Raw genomic sequence first — 16,290 nt, 5'->3', positions numbered from 1 at the left:
GGTTCCTTATGTACGTGTTAGTCCCCAAGCAGATTGGGGACAGCTCGATGCTGGCCGGGTCCATCCCCGCTGTCGATACGACAGCCGGGGAGGTGGCCTGGACGGCAGGCGTAGCTGTCGCCAAAGATGCAGAACGGGTTTATGGGCAGCGCGTATACAAGTGCGCCAATGTCCCGCCCAATCTCAATATCCCACCGGACCAAGACGCCAATAGCTGGAGTGACATGCGGCCGTCAAACCGGTGGGCGCCCTTCGACCCCTATGTGCAGACAACCCAGGTCAACCGCCTGGGCTCGCTCACCTATGTGTTGAAGGTGCCATTCATCACCGGCATCGCGCTCCACGGTCTCACCGGAAAGCGCCTGCAGATCACGGTGACCGACGGTGTGGGAGGGCCGGACCTGATCACACCTGTCGATACAGGGCTGAACCTTCCGCGTGTTGGCTGGTGGAATTACTTCTTCGGAGAGCGGACGGCCATCAAGTCGTTCCGCATCGAGAGCATCCCCAGCAAGTCGTCCACCGTCATCACGGTGACCGTGACGGCCGACCCGGCGCAACCGGTGGGGATTGGCTGGATGTCGATCGGCACCTGGACGGCTTTCGGGATGACCAGCGTGGGCATGCCCTCGGGCACCCAGTACGGGGCCAACGCCGAGATCCAGAACTACAGCTATCGCAAGGACTTCGAGGACGGCACCTTCCGTGTTGTGCCCCGTGGCTCAGCGGTGAATCTGTCCTTGCCCGTAATCATCGATGCAGAGGACGCCAATCGGCTGTTCTCGCTCATTGAGCGGCTCAAGGACACGCCTGTCTCGGTCTATGCCAGCTCCATTGGCAAGTATCGCTATCTCGCAACGGTGGGCTTTATCAGCATCGGATGGCAGCCGCACACCACGGTCAGCACATCAATAACAGTGAATGTAAAGGGGGTTGTCTAATGCCAATCGTCGCAGTACCACCGATTCGGGACCTTGGCACCGTCCCGAACAACAACATGGACGAGGCCACGTTCAACGTGACCGCAGAGAACTTCACGACGCAGATGGCGCCGTGGGGTGGGGATGTGAAAGCGGTGGCTGATTCGGCCAAGACCAATGCGGAGTATTCCAACCAGCGTGCGAACGACTCGAATACCTCCGCAGAGACGGCCGCTGCGCGCCTTGTCGATGTGCAAACAGCAGCAAATGGCGCCTTTGCAGCAGCAAACTATAAAGGGGAGTGGTCAACTCTAACCGGGGCGCTGAATGTGCCGGCCACTGTGACCCACCTGGGACGGCTGTGGTATCTCAAGCTGAACCTGGCCAATGTGACGACCCAAGCCCCGGCCCTTGGTTCTACGTACTGGGGCGAGGTGAGCCGAAACGACTTCACGGTGTTCCCTTGCCCTGCAGGTACGACTGTGGCAGCGGATCGCGGCATGTACCGCATGAGTTCGGGTAGCTCGGTGCTGCAACTGCCGGCCAGTCCGTTCCATGGAATGGTGGTCGCTGCAGTGAACGTGTCCGGCACCTTGACTCCGTACATCCAGCGCAACGGCAAGACCATCTGCGGGGATGCCGAAGACTACCTGATGAACGTCCTCAACTGGCAGATCATGCTGCAGTACGACTCGGCATCCAATGACTGGGTGCGCATCAGCGGGGTGACAGCGTACACCGCCGCGCAGCCGGCCATCGCCTCAGCCAACACTTGGACTGCCCTGCAGAACTTCACTGGCGGGCTGAACATGAATGGCAATCCTGTAGTCCAGCGGGGAAGTAATGCGAACGGAAGATTTACACGATTTGCCGATGGGACGCAGCACTGCTGTCGGGAAGTGGTGGCGACGCTGAGCGCTACCACCGCCTACGGCCCCGGATATATCACTGCACGGCACGATGCAACGTTTCCCGCGCCGTTTATTTCTGCCCCGACCACTGAGATGCAGCTGGTTTACGCCGCAGCTCCAGTGCCGTCGCAGGTTTATGTCGCAGAGTTTCTAACCGACCGATGGGCGAATCATTGGTATTCGCCGCAAAGTGGCAGCATAAATGTGCGGGCTTATCTCTTCGCTACTGGGGACTGGTACTGATGCCAGGGCTTCGATCAAAGAAATGGAAGGGCATTTAAATGTCATCAGCAGCACAACAAGCACAAGCTCCCCTATCTCTGGCGGCAACCGGTGGGGTGTGCGACCTCTCTAAGCGGACGTACTTTCATGCGACTGTGGCCGGCGCGGTAGCGTTCACCTTCAACAACCGGCCCGCAGACTGCATGCTGTTTGAGTTGGAGGTGAATCTGTCCTCCGGCACCTTGTCCTGGCCCGCTACCGTTCGCTGGGTTGGCGGCCTCGCCCCGCAGAACCTGCAAACCGGCAAGATTCACATCTTCCAGTTCCGCCGGCCGCAATCCACTGGGGCTGAGCAGTGGCTGGGCTCTTACTTGCCGAACTACTGATATGGCGTACCGACCACCACTCATTAAAGGCCCGGTGTACATCACCATAGCGGCCAGCGTCAGGAGCCCGGATATTCGGGCTCTTGCTATTTCTGCGGGTTGGGTTGGCTTCGAGGCCCTGTACTGCACCATCAATGCTGGTGTGGATGTGGCCACGATCACCGTTGCGAATATTCCGGACTACCTTCTAACTGTGATTAATCGCGGCCGTATTGGGGGTGTCTACAACAGCGGCACAGGCCTCGTCGCCTCCAGCAAGTTCAACCTGGACAACGCCGGCGGAGTCATCTTCGGTGGTGGTGGCCAGGGTGGCACTGGACAGACCGTCTACATCTTCCGAGGCACTGGATACTCTGGAACCGGCAATGGTGGCTCTGGCGGGATTGGGGCGGGATTCAATGGTGCTGATCCGCCTGTGATGCTGAATGCCGGCTCAGGTAATTCTGGCACATCGCAAACTGTTGGTGGTCCAGCCATCGGCGGATCTACCCAGGGTATTGCTTATGGCGGCTCTGGCGGGTCTGGTGGAGCAATAGGAATTCAGGGCGCGACTGGCAATGACGGGAGCACAAGCGGCTCTTTTGAATCGCAGAGTCGGACTGGTCCCGCTACTGGCTCTCTTGCTGGATATGCCATCGACGGCATTGCGAACGTCAACATTCTGGCTGCTGGTTCGATCCTCGGCCGAACCCGATAAGGAGGGTGCATGTACCTCGACAAAGAAACCCGAGAGTTCGGGCTGAGCCCGGCAGACATCATCGCCAGGCACGCCCATAACATGTCGTTTCCCGTGCCCTTTGAGGCGCCGGATCGCTATGTGCTCATCACGCCGACTGATCCGCCAGAGTTTGATCCAGCCACGCATAAGGCGGCGCCAGTGGAGCCGCTGGAGACAGACGACGGCTACCTGCAGCAGTGGGAGGTTGTGCCGCTGGATGACGGCGAGCTGGCCCAGCTTGAGGCCGAGCGCCTGGCTGCCGAGCAGGCCGCCCGGGATGCTGCGCGGGTGACCGTGACCAAGCGCCAGGCTCTGCTTGCGCTGTTCGACATGAAGGGCATCAAGAACGAAGACATTGAGGCGCAAATCAGCCTGATCCCCGATGAGGTGAACCGCTATAGGGCCCTTGTGGACTGGCAGGGGTCGGCAGCTATCGAGTCGGACAGCCCGACGGTACTTGCGCTGGCGGCGGGCCTTAACCTGACAGAGGCGGATCTGTTCGAGCTTTTCGACTACGCCCAGGCGCTGTAACCCTCGGCACAACACACAACACAACCCGCTTCGGCGGGTTTTCTTATTTCTGAGGGAGTCTCTCGATGCAGAGCACAGACATCAGCATGCCGATTGCAAAGGCGACAAGTGCGGTGACGTTGGCCACGGCTGCGCAAGCCGATGTGGCAGACAAGATAGCCCAGGCGGCCACCATCAATTCCAGTTTTGAGACTTGGTACTGGGTGAACTCCATCCCGTGGGGAACCATCGCTTCTATCGTGGCCGCACTCTATACGGTGCTGCTCATCTGCGAGTGGTTCTGGAAAAAGCTGTGGCGGCCAGCTTTTGAGCGCTGGGGGTGGATCAAGCCACGGCTGGGCCCGCGCATCATCACGCTGGACGAGTACCGCCAGATGAGCGAGACGCAGAGGGCGGACCTGTCATGAGCAAGATTCCAAACGCAATGCGCGCCGGCCTGATGGCGCTGGCCGTTCTGACAGCAGGCGGTGGCGGTTACGTGGCCTTGGAGCGCGACAAGGCCGCAGCCCAGGCCATGGTCGAGCAGAACCAGTACATCCAGGCCGTGGCCGCTGACTCTGGCACATCGCGGGCGGTCAAGATCGCCATGGTGATGGGTAGCTACTACGAGAGCAGCTACCGCCACATTGGCACGCCCTACGTGGACAAGCTGGGCAAGGGCCAGCCCCTGACGGTCTGTAACGGCATCACGGGCCGCGCCGTGGTGGCTGGCCGGTACTACACGCCGGCCGACTGCTACGCGCTGGAGCGCAGCCGCTACCTGGCGGCAGAGCGCACGGCCATGGGCCTGTTCCGCCTCTGGACCACCTACACGCCTCTGCAGCAGGCCGTGTTCATCGACTTCATCCACAACAAGGGCGAGGGTGCGCTGTACAGCTCGACCCTGCTGCGCAAGGCCAATGCGGGCGATGTGGTGGGCGCATGCCGAGAGAACCCGCGCTGGAATCGCGGCACGGTCAATGGGGTGTCAGTGGTGCTGCCAGGCCTGCAGGCCCGGGGCGATGCCAACGGCGAGATCTGCGAGGTGGGGCTATGAAACCAGTGATGCGACAAGACGATGAGTTGCTGCGTTTTAAGTGCCCGGGGTGCAAAACCTCGCACGCAGTCCAGCACGGCAGCGACTTCGGGCCCAACTGGGGCTGGAATGGCTCCCTGGAGAAGCCGACGCTTACGCCATCGGTGTTGGTGACCTACCCGGGCGCGGATGCCGGTCAAGATGGCGCCCCGCCTGCTGTGTGCCATTCCTTTGTGACGGATGGCCGTATCCAGTTTCTGGGCGATTGCACCCATGAGCTGGCTGGCCAAACGGTGGCGCTGCCAGAGTGGACTGAATGGGTGGCGCCATGAACCCGCAAATCAAGCTCATTCTGGCAGCCATCATCGCCGCGCTGGCCTTCTCATCCGGCTGGGTGGTTAAAGGCTGGCAGGCCAGCAAGACTATCGCCGAGCTGCGCGCCGAGCAGGCCCAGGGCATGGCCACCCGCGCCGAAGCTGCCAGAACTGACGAAACCCAAACCGCGATCAAGGAAAGCAAGCATGCCCAAGACACGATCTACAACGCCGACCGCCTGGCGAACCTCAAGACTGGCATTGATGTTGATGTGCGCGCTGAGCTTGCCCGTGCTGAGCGGCTGCACCACGACACCGACAGCCGAGCCGCCACTTATCGTGCGCAAGCCCAAGCCGACGCCGCTGCCCGCAGCGATCTTGCAGATAAAGCCGCAGCCCTCGACCGACAGCTTGCAGAAGGCCTCGGCGTGGTCGCAAGCCTCGGAGGCGACCTTAGGCGGCGGGATGCCGAAGTAGCCGCGCTGTGCGACCAGGTGAACATCGAGCGCCGACTGACCGGTGACGAAAGCGACCAAGCCTGCAGCCAAAAATAGAAAGAGCCTCCCCAGTGCCACTAAGTCACTGGGGAGGCTGTTTTTTCATTTCAGACAGGGTTTCGGATGACACCAGCCGGATGCGTGCCCCTGTACCTTGGCGCCAGGAGGCTTCAATGTGCAATCGCTACCACTCCCCAGACGAAGGCTACATCCAGCAGTACTGGCGGCTGAACCCCCGGCAACTGGGCCTGGGTGCCCGCGATGTATTCCCGCGCTCGCCCGGCGGGTTCATCCGGCGCGCCGTGGATGATCCTGGCTACAGCAAGGAGCTGGCCGTGGGACGATGGGGCGTGATCCCCTGGTTCAGCAAGACACCTGACATCAAGTACAGCACCAACAACGCCCGTGCCGAGGAGGTGGCGGATAAGGCCAGCTTCAAAGACCCGTGGAAGCGCGGTCAGCGCTGCATCATCCCAGCGACCACCTTTGATGAGCCCAACTGGGAGAGCGGGAAAAATGTGTGGTGGAGGTTTGCCCGGGCCGACGGCGACCCGTGGGGCTTGGCGGGGCTGTGGAACACCTGGAAGGATCCAGCGACCGGCGAGCTGATCGAGAGCTACACCATGCTCACGCTCAATGCAGATGAGCACCCGCTGATGAACCGCATGCACAAGCCAGACCCGAAGCTCGCTGCTGACAAGCAAGACAAGCGAAGCGTGATCCCGATTGAGTTGGCCGATGTGGATCAGTGGCTGGAAGGCTCGATCAAGGACGCGCAGGCGCTGCTGAGGCTGGCACCGGTCGAAGTGTTCGCGGCCGGGCCAGCCTAAAACGGAATATCGGGGGCGAGGCTGTCGTACAGATCCTTGTCCACCGCAACCGTAACGGTGTGCAGCACCATAGTGCCCAGGACCGGCATGGCCTCTGGCCGATCCAGCTTGATACCATCCCAGCGTTCGTGCTCTTTGGTCTCGGACCAATCATCCCCATCCTTGATGTGCCACCGCCAGTATCTTGATTGAAACATAGACACCTCCAAAAGACTGTATATTTATACAGTAACTGGAGCGAGCAATGGAAGCAGTCAGGAAATTTGAGCCAGAGGATCTTCCGGGCTACTACAGGACCGTGGCAAGCCCTGGAACGCCAGCAGATCTTGATGGTAGGTCTAGGGTTGGGGTGGACCTATACGTGCTGCAGCTGCAGTTTTGCGGCACGTATCTTTGCTCCTCGCTCTTGAGAAGCAGGGCGCCGACCTTTGGTGTGGTGCTATCAACCATCACGCCGTTCAACGGCTGCCAGGCCGGGATCTACAAGCGCGCCGAACTCATGAAGCTCATGACCTACCCGCTGGAGCAGGTTGAAGTCTGGAAGAAGCGAGATGACGGCACCATGCTGTTGCGTGGTGAGCAGTGGGATGAAGGGGAGTTCAGCCGGTGGCCGCAGACTTGGATTTGCGGGCGCAATCCTTCGGCGGTCGCTGCGGCGCTTCGCGGGATGTCGGCCTGGCTTGATAGGGAGTACGCGAAGGTGAAGCAGCCTCCATATGCGAATGACCGGCCGAGGTAGGGCTACCGCTTTGACTTGCGCCAGTCCCATGGCGGAACTGGGTTGGGCTCACTCCATACTCCAAGCTCAGAGACACGGGCGCTTTCCTCAATGGATTGCAGCCACTCATACCCCTTGCCGTACTTCACGTAGTACCAAGCCATGCCCGTTGCGACCTGGTGCTGGCCAGCATCGAGACCGCCGCAGCGCACATCAGCGATAGTACGGCCGTAGCGATCTTTGGACTTTGGGGTGATCTCAGCCTGCGCCTGGAAGCAAAGATCTGACAGGTTCTGCTTGGACTTCTGCCCAAACGGCTGGCGGCTCTCTGGCGCATCAATCCCGCCCAGGCGGATCTTGATCTGCTCATAAGCGCCCGGCGCGCCGCAGCGGGCAGTGAGGGTGTCGCCGTCGGAGATGCCGACGATCAGGCATATGGCTATAGCTGAGAGCATTAGGTATTGTGCTTTAGAGGTCGCGTGTCAATTCAATATAGGTGGTTGCAAAATGACACATATAAGGGGTGTAATGTTGCCGGTTAGGCATGGAGCAGCAGACAGAGCATCACTCTTGCTGAGCCCGGTGCGGAGGAGCTTAAATCACACCGAAATCACACCGATCTCTCGCAGTCCGCATGGATGCTGATACGGACGCGGGTTCAATTCCCGCCAGCTCCACCACCATAACGTTTAAAGGCGTTCACTGAAGTTCAGTGAACGCCTTTTTTCTTTGTTAAATCAATGAGTTATGGTTCGAGATGGTTCATTGTCGTTCGCTGGCAGCCGGAGGATGATGGGGGTACGAGTGGGGGTGCAATCCTGTTTTCACATATACTTCAGCCAATCTGTACCCCCTGATTGGCGCTAGGCCTTGCTACATGGGCCTTTTAGCGTTTCACTTGTACCCCCGTGGGTATGCGTCAGGTGGGCGTTGTACCCCTTAGCCAATTGAGTTCATACCCCATGTTGACCGATGTGCAATGCCGAAACGCCAGTTGCCCCGCTGATCGCAAACAAGCGAGGTTTGCTGATTCCGGAGGGCTTTACTTGCAGGTGAGTCCGAATGGCTCCAAGCGGTGGTTCTACAAGTACCGAATCCAAAATAAGGAAAAGCAGCTTGCATTGGGTAGCTATCCGACGGTCTCTCTGACGGCGGCTCGCAAGGCGCGTGATATTGCCAAATTGAAGAAGTCGGAAGGTGTCGATCCTGTTCAGGCTCGAAAAATGGAAAAGCTCAAGGGCTTGGCAGTTGACGGAAGCGTGTTCAAGGTTGTGGCATTGGAGTGGCATGCCAAGCAAGTGGGGACATGGAGTCCCAGCCACGCTGAACGTACCAAACGCCAGCTTGAACGAGATTTATTTCCATGGATCGGTGATCGACAAATGGAAAGCATTGAGCCAATGGAACTCCTGTCCGTTCTTAAAAAAGTGGAAGAGCGGGGTGCTATAGAAACGGCGGATCGAGGTCTGATGCTTGTTCGTCAAATATGGCGTTACTGGCTTCCAACCGCTGGAAATGATCAACGGGATATCACCGAAGGCTTGAAAAGTCGATTGCTACCTTATCGTGGCAAGAACTTCCCTGCAATTGTTGAGCCGCAGCGTTTTGGTGAATTACTTCGGGCTATGTATGCCTACAAGGGTGGCCCGATTGTCCGTACAGCGCTGTTGCTGGCGCCAATGCTCTATCAGCGCCCCGGAAACTTGCGCATGATGGAGTGGACGGAGCTCGACTTGGATGCTGCCACATGGACGATTCCGAGCGCGAAGATGAAGCGAACGGTGGAGGAAAAAGCCAACGGTGAGCCACATGTAGTGCCTATGCCAACGCAAGCCGTGGAGCTACTGCGAGACTTGCAGAAGCTGACAGGGCGTAGTCTTTACGTCTTTCCCGGACAGCGTGACCATGAGCGCCCAATGTCAGATAACTCCGTGCGAAGCGCTTTGTATGGTCTTGGGTTTGGGACTGAGCAGAGCTGGCACGGATTCCGCGCAAGTGCGCGCACCATGCTTGTTGATCAGCTGGATTTGGATCCTTTGGCAATTGAGGCAAATCTGGCGCACATGGTGAAGGACTCCAACGGCCGTAGCTACAACCGTACGAAATACTTGGCGAAGCGCTTTGAAATGGTTCAGCGGTGGGCTGATTACTTGGATCAACTGCGTTTGGGTGAGGCTGCAAAGGGATAGCCTTGGTGGGCTGCTTTGCAGCGAAAGCGGACGCTCAAATCAAGCTTCTTGAAGAGTATTTTTTCGCCCAGCGACATGGCGCTGCTCCTGTTAGTGGATCGACTTCCGCCAAGTTCGGCGCACTTGGCCCCTCCCTTCTGCTCAGCACCCGACGGTAACGGATCTCATCACTGCGCTTCTTGGAGCGTCGGGGCGATTTCCGTGGCTCGTTAGTGCGCATTGCAATCACCCCGGTGCTGAGTCGGCTGTGCTCCTGCAACTCTGCATGGATCCAAGAAGACTCAATACTTCTTTCAGTGTGAGCTTCAATGGGTTAGTCATAAAGCATGGCCAACCAAAGTTCTGATACGCTTGTAAGCAAAAGCGACTGTCGGAAGTGTATGACCGGACTCTTCATCGAGCAGCGTAGGCTACCCGAGAAGACCGGCGCCCTCCAAGCATGCTGGTTAGTAAGACGGATACAGACCTTCCGGCATTTAGTTGCGCATCGTCTTTGAATACAACAACAGGAGCGCTTCTTGGCCAAATCTATTATTCGGGTAATGCTCTCCAGCCGGTGTATGGACGCTTTTCCTGCAGGTAGCAAGACCAATCTGACCGATCTGCGAAAAGAGCTGAAAAGGGAGATCGAATCAGCCGAGGTGCTGGGACGAAAGCTGTTTGACGTCTGGATCAACGAAGACGCGCCGCCGGCCGAAGGCACGCAGGATAGCTGGGATGCCTGTCTGCAGGCCGTGCGCGACTGCGATGTGCTTATCGTGCTATCCAACGGTAATGCAGGCTGGGCTGCGGGCGAGCAGGACATCGGTATCTGTCACGCGGAGTACATGGAGGGCCTTCGCGCGGCGCAGGCCAAGGTGCGCCTGGTGGCGTTACCTACTATGGCCGACGCTCAGGGGCCGGCAGGCGAGCGCAATCGGCGCTTCCAGCACTATCTCTCGCGGCAGACCGCCTTCCGGGGCGGCGAGGTGAAAACCGTCGCCGATGCCAAAAAGCGCGTGTTCGAGGCGCTCTCGGATGCCGTTATAACGCTGACGCAGCGGGGGGTGCAGGCCGGCGCATCGACGCGATTCGATGTTGGCGCCGCCCTGGACTGGACCCGGCTCGACTTCCGTCAACGAAAAACAGCCATGGAGACAACACTCAAAGCGGCTCTGGGCGGACTCAAGGGCGCCAAGGCGGTGGATGGCGGTGTGGTAGTCAACCTGGGTGGTAAGGACGTAGCGGTAGTGGTTCACGCGATTCCGGCCTCGTTCAGCGTGGCAGCAGCGCGCGAGCTGGTGGGGCGGCCGTTCCTGGAAGATTACCAACGTGTCAAGCTACTGACTTCTGCGCACGGGCCGTTGCACTTGATTGCGTGTCACCGCGGTGCGACGGAAACCCAGGCCACGTCGCTACTGGGATTTCCAGACGCAACGGTGGTAAGCGGCCCCTTTGGGGTGTTCGTGGCCGATGACGTGCAGAAAGTGCAATTTGCCTTCTTGGCCAATTGCCGAGACGACTCCCAGACGAGACACGCGAGTCAGCGTTTTTTTGAATGGTTGCAACAAACCGGTGAAGCAGCGCTGGTGGCGCGCAGGGCGGCTTCTCGCGCTCGAATCGTTAAGGTAGTAGCGAAAGAAATGAATGCCTGAGGAGGCTGTACATGAATGAAAAGGATCTACTGCTAGGGCCGGTGCTGTCGTTCCGCGGCATCGGAAAAGGGGATGCTTGGCGAATAACGGCACTGATTGGCCTCAAGGGAGATGCACAGATTCCGGAATTCCAAGTCGATGGCAAGATATGTCCTGCACCTACGGAGCTGTTGTCAACGCGTGGCGAGCGCTATCTGCGCTACGACCTTTCCTGCAAGGTCTTGAAGGATGAGCGCACGGTGAGCTACGGTATCTCGGGCGGGCTGACCTGGAGCATGACGGTGCCTGGCAAGGATTTCTCTCCGCGCATGGCCTATGTATCGTGCAATGGATTCTCTGACCCTGCGGTGATGAGGAAAATCATCCGAGAGTCAGATGCGGTGTGGGAGGACCTGCTCTACAGCCATGATCGCAAACTACGCAGAAAGCCTGGGGAGGGAGAAGTCAAGCTGCTGGACAAGGAACAGTTGTGGCATGAGAAGCGCATTCACAACAAAGGCCTGCAGCGTTTTCACTTAATGCTCATGGGCGGCGATCAGATCTACTTTGACTCTATCTGGGAAGACATCAAAGCACTGCGGCAATGGGTTGGCCTGCCTCGCCAGGCCCAACTGAACTTCAAGGTCAGCAAGCCTCTCGAACGGGAGATTGAGGCCTACTATTTCGGCCTGTACAAACAACGATGGCTCCCCATTGAGAGGCAGCCATGGTCCTCCGCGACGGCTGCGCTTGATGCAGGGGCAGCGATGGCGTCCATGCCAACCATCATGGTGTGGGACGACCACGACATCTTTGACGGCTGGGGGTCATACAGCTGCGAGATGCAGAACTGCGAGCTATTTCAAACACTCTTCCGCCACGCACGTAGGGCATTCTGGGTGTTCCAGATGCAACATGCGCTGGAAGATCTGCCTGAACTGGAGGACACAACGCCGGCAGGATTCACCCGTCAGGATCCTCTGCTAAAGCCTATCTCATGGAGCAAGGTGCTTGCTAAGGACTCGCTAGCGCTGCCGCTGCTTGACAATCAACCAGGATTTACGTCCGCCTACTCGATCGGGCCAGTAGCTGTCGTTGCTGCCGACTTGCGCACGGAGCGCTCTCGAACCCAGGTCATGGGATCGGATACGTGGCGGCAAATCAAGGAATGGACTGGCAATCTGCAGTCTGGAGGCGCTGGGCCGCAACCGAAGACTGGATGTCAGCACCTGCTGTTCATGTCCTCCGTGCCGGTAGTGCACCCAAAGCTGCCTTTGGCAGAACTGTTTTTGGATAAATTCGGCCAGGACCATGTCACCGACAGCAACGCCGACGATCTCAAAGATCACTGGTCCCATGATGACCATGAGGGGGAGCGCAAGCGACTGCTCGAGGTGCTATCTAGTTTTGCTCGCGACAAGAAGATTCGGGTTTCACTGGTCTCCGGGGATGTGCATGTTGCAGCATGGGGAACGGCCTACCGCAAAGATCTGCCCGCCTCAGAAACGTGGTCGCAAATGCACCAATTTACGTCGTCTGCCGTTGTTCACCCATCGCTGATGGGGGTGACAGAACGGTTGTTTCTTGCTTGGTTGAACTCCAATGCCAAGAAGCCTCAAAACATCGATGTGCAGTATGTCGCTGAAGTCATGACGTTTCCAGGTCATGACACTCATGTCATGGCAGCGCGCAACTGGCTTGCCTTGGAGCTAGATCTTGGGTCCGCCGAAGGGTGCAAGCTTTGGGCAACCTGGCGATGTGAAACTGAGACAAGTTTCTCAAACCACTTGATTGCAGTGGCTCCCATTGCCTAAGTTCGTTTAAGTGCGGCTAGATGGGCTCATAAAACAGAATCAGAAAAACAATTGATGAACAGTACTGCAGACTAGGTCCCTTGAAAAATAATGCATTCCAAGGGGCTGGTCATTGCGCCTGTTCGTAGAGCTGTTCCCGCATCAAGAAATCATCACGAACGAGAAAAGTCTGCTTTAAGAAAACGAGCCGTGTCGTGAAACCCAACATACCACCCTTCTGGGAAAGGTCGATTTCCGACAATGACAAAAGCGAACCCATTCAAAACAGAAATGGCAGCGCGCGCATGATCTGCCGCAAGTCTCTCATCTGTGCCGGAGGGGCTGGGCATCGCCTCAGGGTGGGTATGCCAAAGGCCAATGCAATACAAACCTTCCTGAAGCAAATCCTGTCGTTGCCGCATCGCCTCGATAGGATCGAACGCCACGCTTGACCAAGACGCATGCCTCGCCTTGAGCGAGGTGACCTTCGAGATCACGATGGTTGACGCCGTGAGGTCATATGTGAATAGCTGACCCACGGACTCTTTTGAACGTGACCAGCGCTGCATCCTCCTCTGCAGCATCGAGACTGCGGCTTCGTCAAACTGAAGACTCCACTCCGCGCCAGGCAGTGCAAACTTCACTAGCGGCTCAGGCACCTTGCAGTACCTCTGCCAACGGGCGATGCTCAATGACCGAATCTACCCCCACGGGAACCGGTGGTGAACGGTTAAAGGTCACCGAAGGCGACTTACTCCTGAAGTAGCTTTCATGACGAATCATGGACCACGTCCCAGAGGACACCTGTTCGCCGTTCAGAATTTTCAGTACACGCTCGGACACCATACCTGCCGCACTCCAGGCGTCGGCAACACCATACGGATGAAAGCCCTGGCCGCATCCGGGAAGGTCAACCTGAACATCGTCTGGCCAAGTCGCAACATTGACCGCTGTATCGACGGGGTCCGAAGCAGGCCACGCATCGCCGCCATAGATCAGGACGGCATGAGCCGCTGCGCCAAATGGCTCCATCCACGCCATCAAGACAGGGGTGTCCTTCAACACCTGCTTCCGCAGCAATGAAATGCCGATCCTTACGGAGCGCTCGCCCGTGCAATCTACGATGAGATCCGGCAGCGGCCGTTGATCCGCCTTGGCACACCACTGCATGGTCTTTTCACCGAAAGCTTCGAGTTGAGCCCCTGGGATGGCTTGTCGCAATCGCGCGCATAGTGATGCAGCTTTCCCGAGGCCAATATGTGGCGCACCGAGCACATGACGTGAGATATTTTCTGGCTCAAATGTCTGCGGATCCACCACCTCAATGGTTCCGACGCCTGCGCGCGCCAGGAGCTCAATCAACGGCGCACCCAGCGAGCCACATCCGAGCACCACCACCTTCTTGGTGGCAAGATGAGCTAAGCCCTCAGCCCGATGATCTCGAGACAGGCTCCATTGCCTGTCGACACGGGTGACGTCGATGGGCACAAGGGCCGGCTCGACTTGACGTGCGACCTGCGGCGGCACTATCCGCCATCCGTACACGGCCGGGCCCTGCAAGAGCACCACGAACACGGGCGCCTTGTTCGGCCAACGACGCGCCTGGTACCAATTCCTCAGCTTTCCCTCAGAGCCATTGAGTTGCGAAAGGAGTTCATCGAGCTCGTGAAAACTCCTCGGCCAAACACTTGGCGTCCATCGTTCGGCGGTAGGCACCTTCATCACCAGCGCGCCGCCACGAATGATGCCGCCCAATGGCCATGCTCTGGCCTTTGTCACACGCTCCGGCTCCGTCGTAGACGTCGTGGCGAGGGCCCGGCCGTCCCCAAGAGAAAGCGCAGCAGCCTCCTGTGGTTCGTCAATTCTCACATCGGCATCCAGCAACAGCTCTACCGTGCGATAGCTGGCTGGTGCTTTGGCCCCAGCCGCATAGCGGGCCCAGTAGTCTTGACGTTCCCGACTGAATTCAGCCTCCACCCAACCTGGATCGGCGCATCGATCGAGGAAGTCGGAAAACCTGGCCAAAACACGACCGACTGCCGCCACCGGGGTGGCGACGTCTGCCGAGTCGAATTCGACACCGTGGCAGAAATGGCCATCTACCTCGATGTGGGGCAGCTGCAAACAGAACTTCCGGTCCAATTCGATGCGGGCAGGCGTGAGCGGAAAATCGTGCTGAAGCACCAGCAATGGCGCGGCGCCATTCAGTACCGGCGCACCTTCTGCCAAACGCCAGACGCGACAACGCTGCTCCGACTCCTTGTCCGGGCATCGCGTTGCAGCGCTGGGCCCGAGTCCGTCAAACCACGCCGTGACCATGCCGATCGCGGCTAAAAATAATGGCATGGTCGGCACCTTGACCCCCTTACGCCAACGTGTTGGTGCGATGGCTGACAGGCGTTGCAACATTCGGATTGGCCACCTGCCCCCCAGATGCCACAACCAAGCTCTTGAGCAGCGGCGTGGACTCGGTCGAACTGCCGAGACTGTCGCGCCACGCATCAACCCCGGCTTGCCCGAACACGCCGCGCAGCTTCTCTTCAGTGCTTCTGGAATACTCATCTGTGAACAGTGCCTCGAGGTGCGTCTCCAGTTGCTTGTGCCAACGCTTGAATTCGCGTGCACGGGCCCCTTGATCACTATTCCAACGATCCGCGAAATTCTCCGTGGAGAGCTTCGGGTTCTCCACATAGAAGCGACCTGCTGCATCACGCTTGATGTAGTCGGGCATCTCCTCCACGATGGCAAGCACCACCTCAATAGGCGAATTGAAGCTGTGACGCCTGGTTCGCCAGATGTTCTCAAACGCTTGGGTCGCCAGGGTCACGATGATGACCGAGATCGGCATCGTGTCTTTCTGATCGGGGCTCGCGTAGAAGTAGAAGTTGTCACGATGCAGCTTCACCAATTGCACAGCTCGACGCAGCATGTCGTCGATGCCTACCGGATCGCTGGGTACGGGATCGATCGACTTACGCGCCTCGACCACTGCTGCCAGCGCTGTCTTCTCCTGAAACGAAAACCGCAGATCGGCGCGCTCGCAAAACCAATCAGCAAATTCCTTCGGATTCGAGGGACTCCAGACCGTGTCCGGGTCTCGTACCCGCAGGCCCGCACCATAGGTCTTGTACATGTCCGCCACCGCCGGCGTCACATCGAAGTAGAACGCCTCTCCCGGGTACTGCAGTCGCCAGCAACGACGCCGCGGATCTGGGTCACCGGTAACTTCTTCGTTGCCCTCAAGGGCTTTCCCAAACTCTTCAAACATCGCCTCCGAGTTGGGATGGTTGTACTTCGGGCCTGACAGCTCCACCATGATGTCGATGTCGAACTTCGCGTTGCCCCGGGGGCGGATGGTGGTCTGGGTGCGCATCGATCCCTGCGAATAGACATCCACGTTGTGGCGCGGAATATCCAACTTGGTGGCGATGTCATCTGCCAAGAGTTCGTATTGCTTGATGGCCTTGGCGCGATCGACCTTGTCGAGTTCAAGTCGCTGAAGCAAGGACATGATGAGTTGCTCCCAACGGCCAGCATCTCGTGTCATGCCCAGAGACTTCTGCAAGCGAGTGGTGAACGTAATGTTGTTTGGCGGGTTCGTAGTCATGATGAAGTACCTTTGTGCCGACCTTG

19 protein-coding genes are annotated in these 16,290 nt (G+C 58.3%); 14 read left to right on the top strand and 5 right to left on the bottom strand.

Features of this window, described 5'->3' with window-relative positions; translation table 11 throughout:
- Window positions 1-8 precede the first annotated feature (8 nt).
- From F0Q04_RS17540 to F0Q04_RS17495, 10 genes are all read left to right on the top strand, one after another.
- Window positions 9-941 (top strand): hypothetical protein, encoded by a 933-nt coding sequence (locus F0Q04_RS17540; RefSeq protein WP_182342565.1) that lies wholly within the window; start codon window positions 9-11, stop codon window positions 939-941.
- A gap of 56 nt (window positions 942-997) precedes the next feature.
- The gene (locus tag F0Q04_RS17535; RefSeq protein WP_182342562.1) at window positions 998-2,074 is read left to right on the top strand and encodes a hypothetical protein; all 1,077 of its coding nucleotides are present in this window, start codon (window positions 998-1,000) and stop codon (window positions 2,072-2,074) included.
- A gap of 38 nt (window positions 2,075-2,112) precedes the next feature.
- Window positions 2,113-2,439, top strand: coding sequence for a hypothetical protein (locus F0Q04_RS17530; protein ID WP_182342559.1), 327 nt, complete (start codon window positions 2,113-2,115; stop codon window positions 2,437-2,439).
- A gap of 1 nt (window position 2,440) precedes the next feature.
- The gene (locus F0Q04_RS17525) at window positions 2,441-3,136 is read left to right on the top strand and encodes a hypothetical protein (protein ID WP_182342556.1); all 696 of its coding nucleotides are present in this window, start codon (window positions 2,441-2,443) and stop codon (window positions 3,134-3,136) included.
- Window positions 3,137-3,145: 9 nt separating this feature from the next.
- Window positions 3,146-3,688 carry a hypothetical protein gene (locus F0Q04_RS17520; RefSeq protein WP_182342555.1) on the top strand — a complete coding sequence of 181 codons (543 nt, stop codon included), beginning with the start codon at window positions 3,146-3,148 and terminating at the stop codon, window positions 3,686-3,688.
- A gap of 86 nt (window positions 3,689-3,774) precedes the next feature.
- Window positions 3,775-4,095: a hypothetical protein gene (locus F0Q04_RS17515; RefSeq protein WP_232539388.1), complete on the top strand. Its 321-nt coding sequence runs from the start codon at window positions 3,775-3,777 to the stop codon at window positions 4,093-4,095.
- On the top strand, window positions 4,092-4,724 hold the full coding sequence (locus F0Q04_RS17510) for a glycoside hydrolase family protein (protein ID WP_182342547.1): 633 nt from the start codon (window positions 4,092-4,094) through the stop codon (window positions 4,722-4,724). Before F0Q04_RS17515 ends, F0Q04_RS17510 begins: the two co-directional genes overlap by 4 nt.
- 8 nt (window positions 4,725-4,732) lie before the next feature.
- Window positions 4,733-5,035: a DUF6527 family protein gene (locus F0Q04_RS17505; protein ID WP_232539328.1), complete on the top strand. Its 303-nt coding sequence runs from the start codon at window positions 4,733-4,735 to the stop codon at window positions 5,033-5,035.
- Window positions 5,032-5,571 carry a hypothetical protein gene (locus F0Q04_RS17500; protein ID WP_182342544.1) on the top strand — a complete coding sequence of 180 codons (540 nt, stop codon included), beginning with the start codon at window positions 5,032-5,034 and terminating at the stop codon, window positions 5,569-5,571. Before F0Q04_RS17505 ends, F0Q04_RS17500 begins: the two co-directional genes overlap by 4 nt.
- A gap of 116 nt (window positions 5,572-5,687) precedes the next feature.
- Window positions 5,688-6,344, top strand: coding sequence for an SOS response-associated peptidase (locus F0Q04_RS17495; protein ID WP_182342542.1), 657 nt, complete (start codon window positions 5,688-5,690; stop codon window positions 6,342-6,344).
- Here the strand turns inward: F0Q04_RS17495 and F0Q04_RS17490 are convergent.
- Window positions 6,341-6,541, bottom strand: coding sequence for a hypothetical protein (locus tag F0Q04_RS17490; protein WP_165841105.1), 201 nt, complete (start codon window positions 6,539-6,541; stop codon window positions 6,341-6,343). The two genes, F0Q04_RS17495 and F0Q04_RS17490, sit on opposite strands and share 4 nt — an antisense overlap.
- Before the next feature lie 164 nt (window positions 6,542-6,705).
- On the opposite strand from F0Q04_RS17490, the gene F0Q04_RS17485 reads away from it, so the two are divergent.
- On the top strand, window positions 6,706-7,083 hold the full coding sequence (locus tag F0Q04_RS17485) for a hypothetical protein (protein WP_182342539.1): 378 nt from the start codon (window positions 6,706-6,708) through the stop codon (window positions 7,081-7,083).
- A gap of 2 nt (window positions 7,084-7,085) precedes the next feature.
- On the opposite strand, the gene F0Q04_RS17480 is transcribed toward F0Q04_RS17485, so the two are convergent.
- On the bottom strand, window positions 7,086-7,517 hold the full coding sequence (locus F0Q04_RS17480) for a thermonuclease family protein (RefSeq protein WP_182342535.1): 432 nt from the start codon (window positions 7,515-7,517) through the stop codon (window positions 7,086-7,088).
- Between the two features lie 507 nt (window positions 7,518-8,024).
- Between F0Q04_RS17480 and F0Q04_RS17475 the strand changes: the two genes are divergently transcribed.
- From F0Q04_RS17475 to F0Q04_RS17465, 3 genes are all read left to right on the top strand, one after another.
- On the top strand, window positions 8,025-9,251 hold the full coding sequence (locus tag F0Q04_RS17475; protein ID WP_182342532.1) for a tyrosine-type recombinase/integrase: 1,227 nt from the start codon (window positions 8,025-8,027) through the stop codon (window positions 9,249-9,251).
- Window positions 9,252-9,811: 560 nt separating this feature from the next.
- Entirely contained in the window at window positions 9,812-10,885 is a 1,074-nt protein-coding gene (locus tag F0Q04_RS17470; RefSeq protein ID WP_198424329.1) for a DUF4062 domain-containing protein, read from the top strand.
- Window positions 10,886-10,896: 11 nt separating this feature from the next.
- A complete protein-coding gene (locus F0Q04_RS17465) occupies window positions 10,897-12,678 on the top strand; it encodes an alkaline phosphatase D family protein (RefSeq protein WP_182342525.1) in 1,782 nt (593 codons plus the stop codon).
- Window positions 12,679-12,830: 152 nt separating this feature from the next.
- On the opposite strand, the gene F0Q04_RS17460 is transcribed toward F0Q04_RS17465, so the two are convergent.
- The 3 genes from F0Q04_RS17460 to F0Q04_RS17450 are packed head-to-tail and all read right to left on the bottom strand — an operon-like array spanning window position 12,831 to window position 16,264.
- Window positions 12,831-13,301 (bottom strand): Mov34/MPN/PAD-1 family protein, encoded by a 471-nt coding sequence (locus F0Q04_RS17460; protein WP_182342522.1) that lies wholly within the window; start codon window positions 13,299-13,301, stop codon window positions 12,831-12,833.
- Window positions 13,302-13,308: 7 nt separating this feature from the next.
- Window positions 13,309-15,066, bottom strand: coding sequence for a ThiF family adenylyltransferase (locus F0Q04_RS17455; RefSeq protein WP_182342519.1), 1,758 nt, complete (start codon window positions 15,064-15,066; stop codon window positions 13,309-13,311).
- Window positions 15,023-16,264 (bottom strand): nucleotidyltransferase, encoded by a 1,242-nt coding sequence (locus tag F0Q04_RS17450; RefSeq protein ID WP_182342516.1) that lies wholly within the window; start codon window positions 16,262-16,264, stop codon window positions 15,023-15,025. The genes F0Q04_RS17455 and F0Q04_RS17450 overlap by 44 nt, the downstream gene beginning before the upstream one ends.
- Window positions 16,265-16,290 lie beyond the last annotated feature (26 nt).

The organism is Comamonas koreensis, from assembly GCF_014076495.1.
Lineage (GTDB): Bacteria > Pseudomonadota > Gammaproteobacteria > Burkholderiales > Burkholderiaceae_C > Comamonas > Comamonas squillarum.
This window is presented reverse-complemented; position numbering and strand designations above follow the sequence as displayed.

Bases quoted from the DNA above. Each gene is read 5' to 3' on its own strand.
- F0Q04_RS17540 (WP_182342565.1), top strand. From the start codon at position 9: ATGTACGTGTTAGTCCCCAAGCAGATTGGGGACAGCTCGATGCTGGCC.
- F0Q04_RS17535 (WP_182342562.1), top strand. From the start codon at position 998: ATGGACGAGGCCACGTTCAACGTGACCGCAGAGAACTTCACGACGCAG.
- F0Q04_RS17530 (WP_182342559.1), top strand. From the start codon at position 2,113: ATGTCATCAGCAGCACAACAAGCACAAGCTCCCCTATCTCTGGCGGCA.
- F0Q04_RS17525 (WP_182342556.1), top strand. From the start codon at position 2,441: ATGGCGTACCGACCACCACTCATTAAAGGCCCGGTGTACATCACCATA.
- F0Q04_RS17520 (WP_182342555.1), top strand. From the start codon at position 3,146: ATGTACCTCGACAAAGAAACCCGAGAGTTCGGGCTGAGCCCGGCAGAC.
- F0Q04_RS17515 (WP_232539388.1), top strand. From the start codon at position 3,775: ATGCCGATTGCAAAGGCGACAAGTGCGGTGACGTTGGCCACGGCTGCG.
- F0Q04_RS17510 (WP_182342547.1), top strand. From the start codon at position 4,092: ATGAGCAAGATTCCAAACGCAATGCGCGCCGGCCTGATGGCGCTGGCC.
- F0Q04_RS17505 (WP_232539328.1), top strand. From the start codon at position 4,733: ATGCGACAAGACGATGAGTTGCTGCGTTTTAAGTGCCCGGGGTGCAAA.
- F0Q04_RS17500 (WP_182342544.1), top strand. From the start codon at position 5,032: ATGAACCCGCAAATCAAGCTCATTCTGGCAGCCATCATCGCCGCGCTG.
- F0Q04_RS17495 (WP_182342542.1), top strand. From the start codon at position 5,688: ATGTGCAATCGCTACCACTCCCCAGACGAAGGCTACATCCAGCAGTAC.
- F0Q04_RS17490 (WP_165841105.1), bottom strand. From the start codon at position 6,541: ATGTTTCAATCAAGATACTGGCGGTGGCACATCAAGGATGGGGATGAT.
- F0Q04_RS17480 (WP_182342535.1), bottom strand. From the start codon at position 7,517: ATGCTCTCAGCTATAGCCATATGCCTGATCGTCGGCATCTCCGACGGC.
- F0Q04_RS17475 (WP_182342532.1), top strand. From the start codon at position 8,025: ATGTTGACCGATGTGCAATGCCGAAACGCCAGTTGCCCCGCTGATCGC.
- F0Q04_RS17470 (WP_198424329.1), top strand. From the start codon at position 9,812: ATGGACGCTTTTCCTGCAGGTAGCAAGACCAATCTGACCGATCTGCGA.
- F0Q04_RS17465 (WP_182342525.1), top strand. From the start codon at position 10,897: ATGAATGAAAAGGATCTACTGCTAGGGCCGGTGCTGTCGTTCCGCGGC.
- F0Q04_RS17455 (WP_182342519.1), bottom strand. From the start codon at position 15,066: ATGTTGCAACGCCTGTCAGCCATCGCACCAACACGTTGGCGTAAGGGG.
- F0Q04_RS17450 (WP_182342516.1), bottom strand. From the start codon at position 16,264: ATGACTACGAACCCGCCAAACAACATTACGTTCACCACTCGCTTGCAG.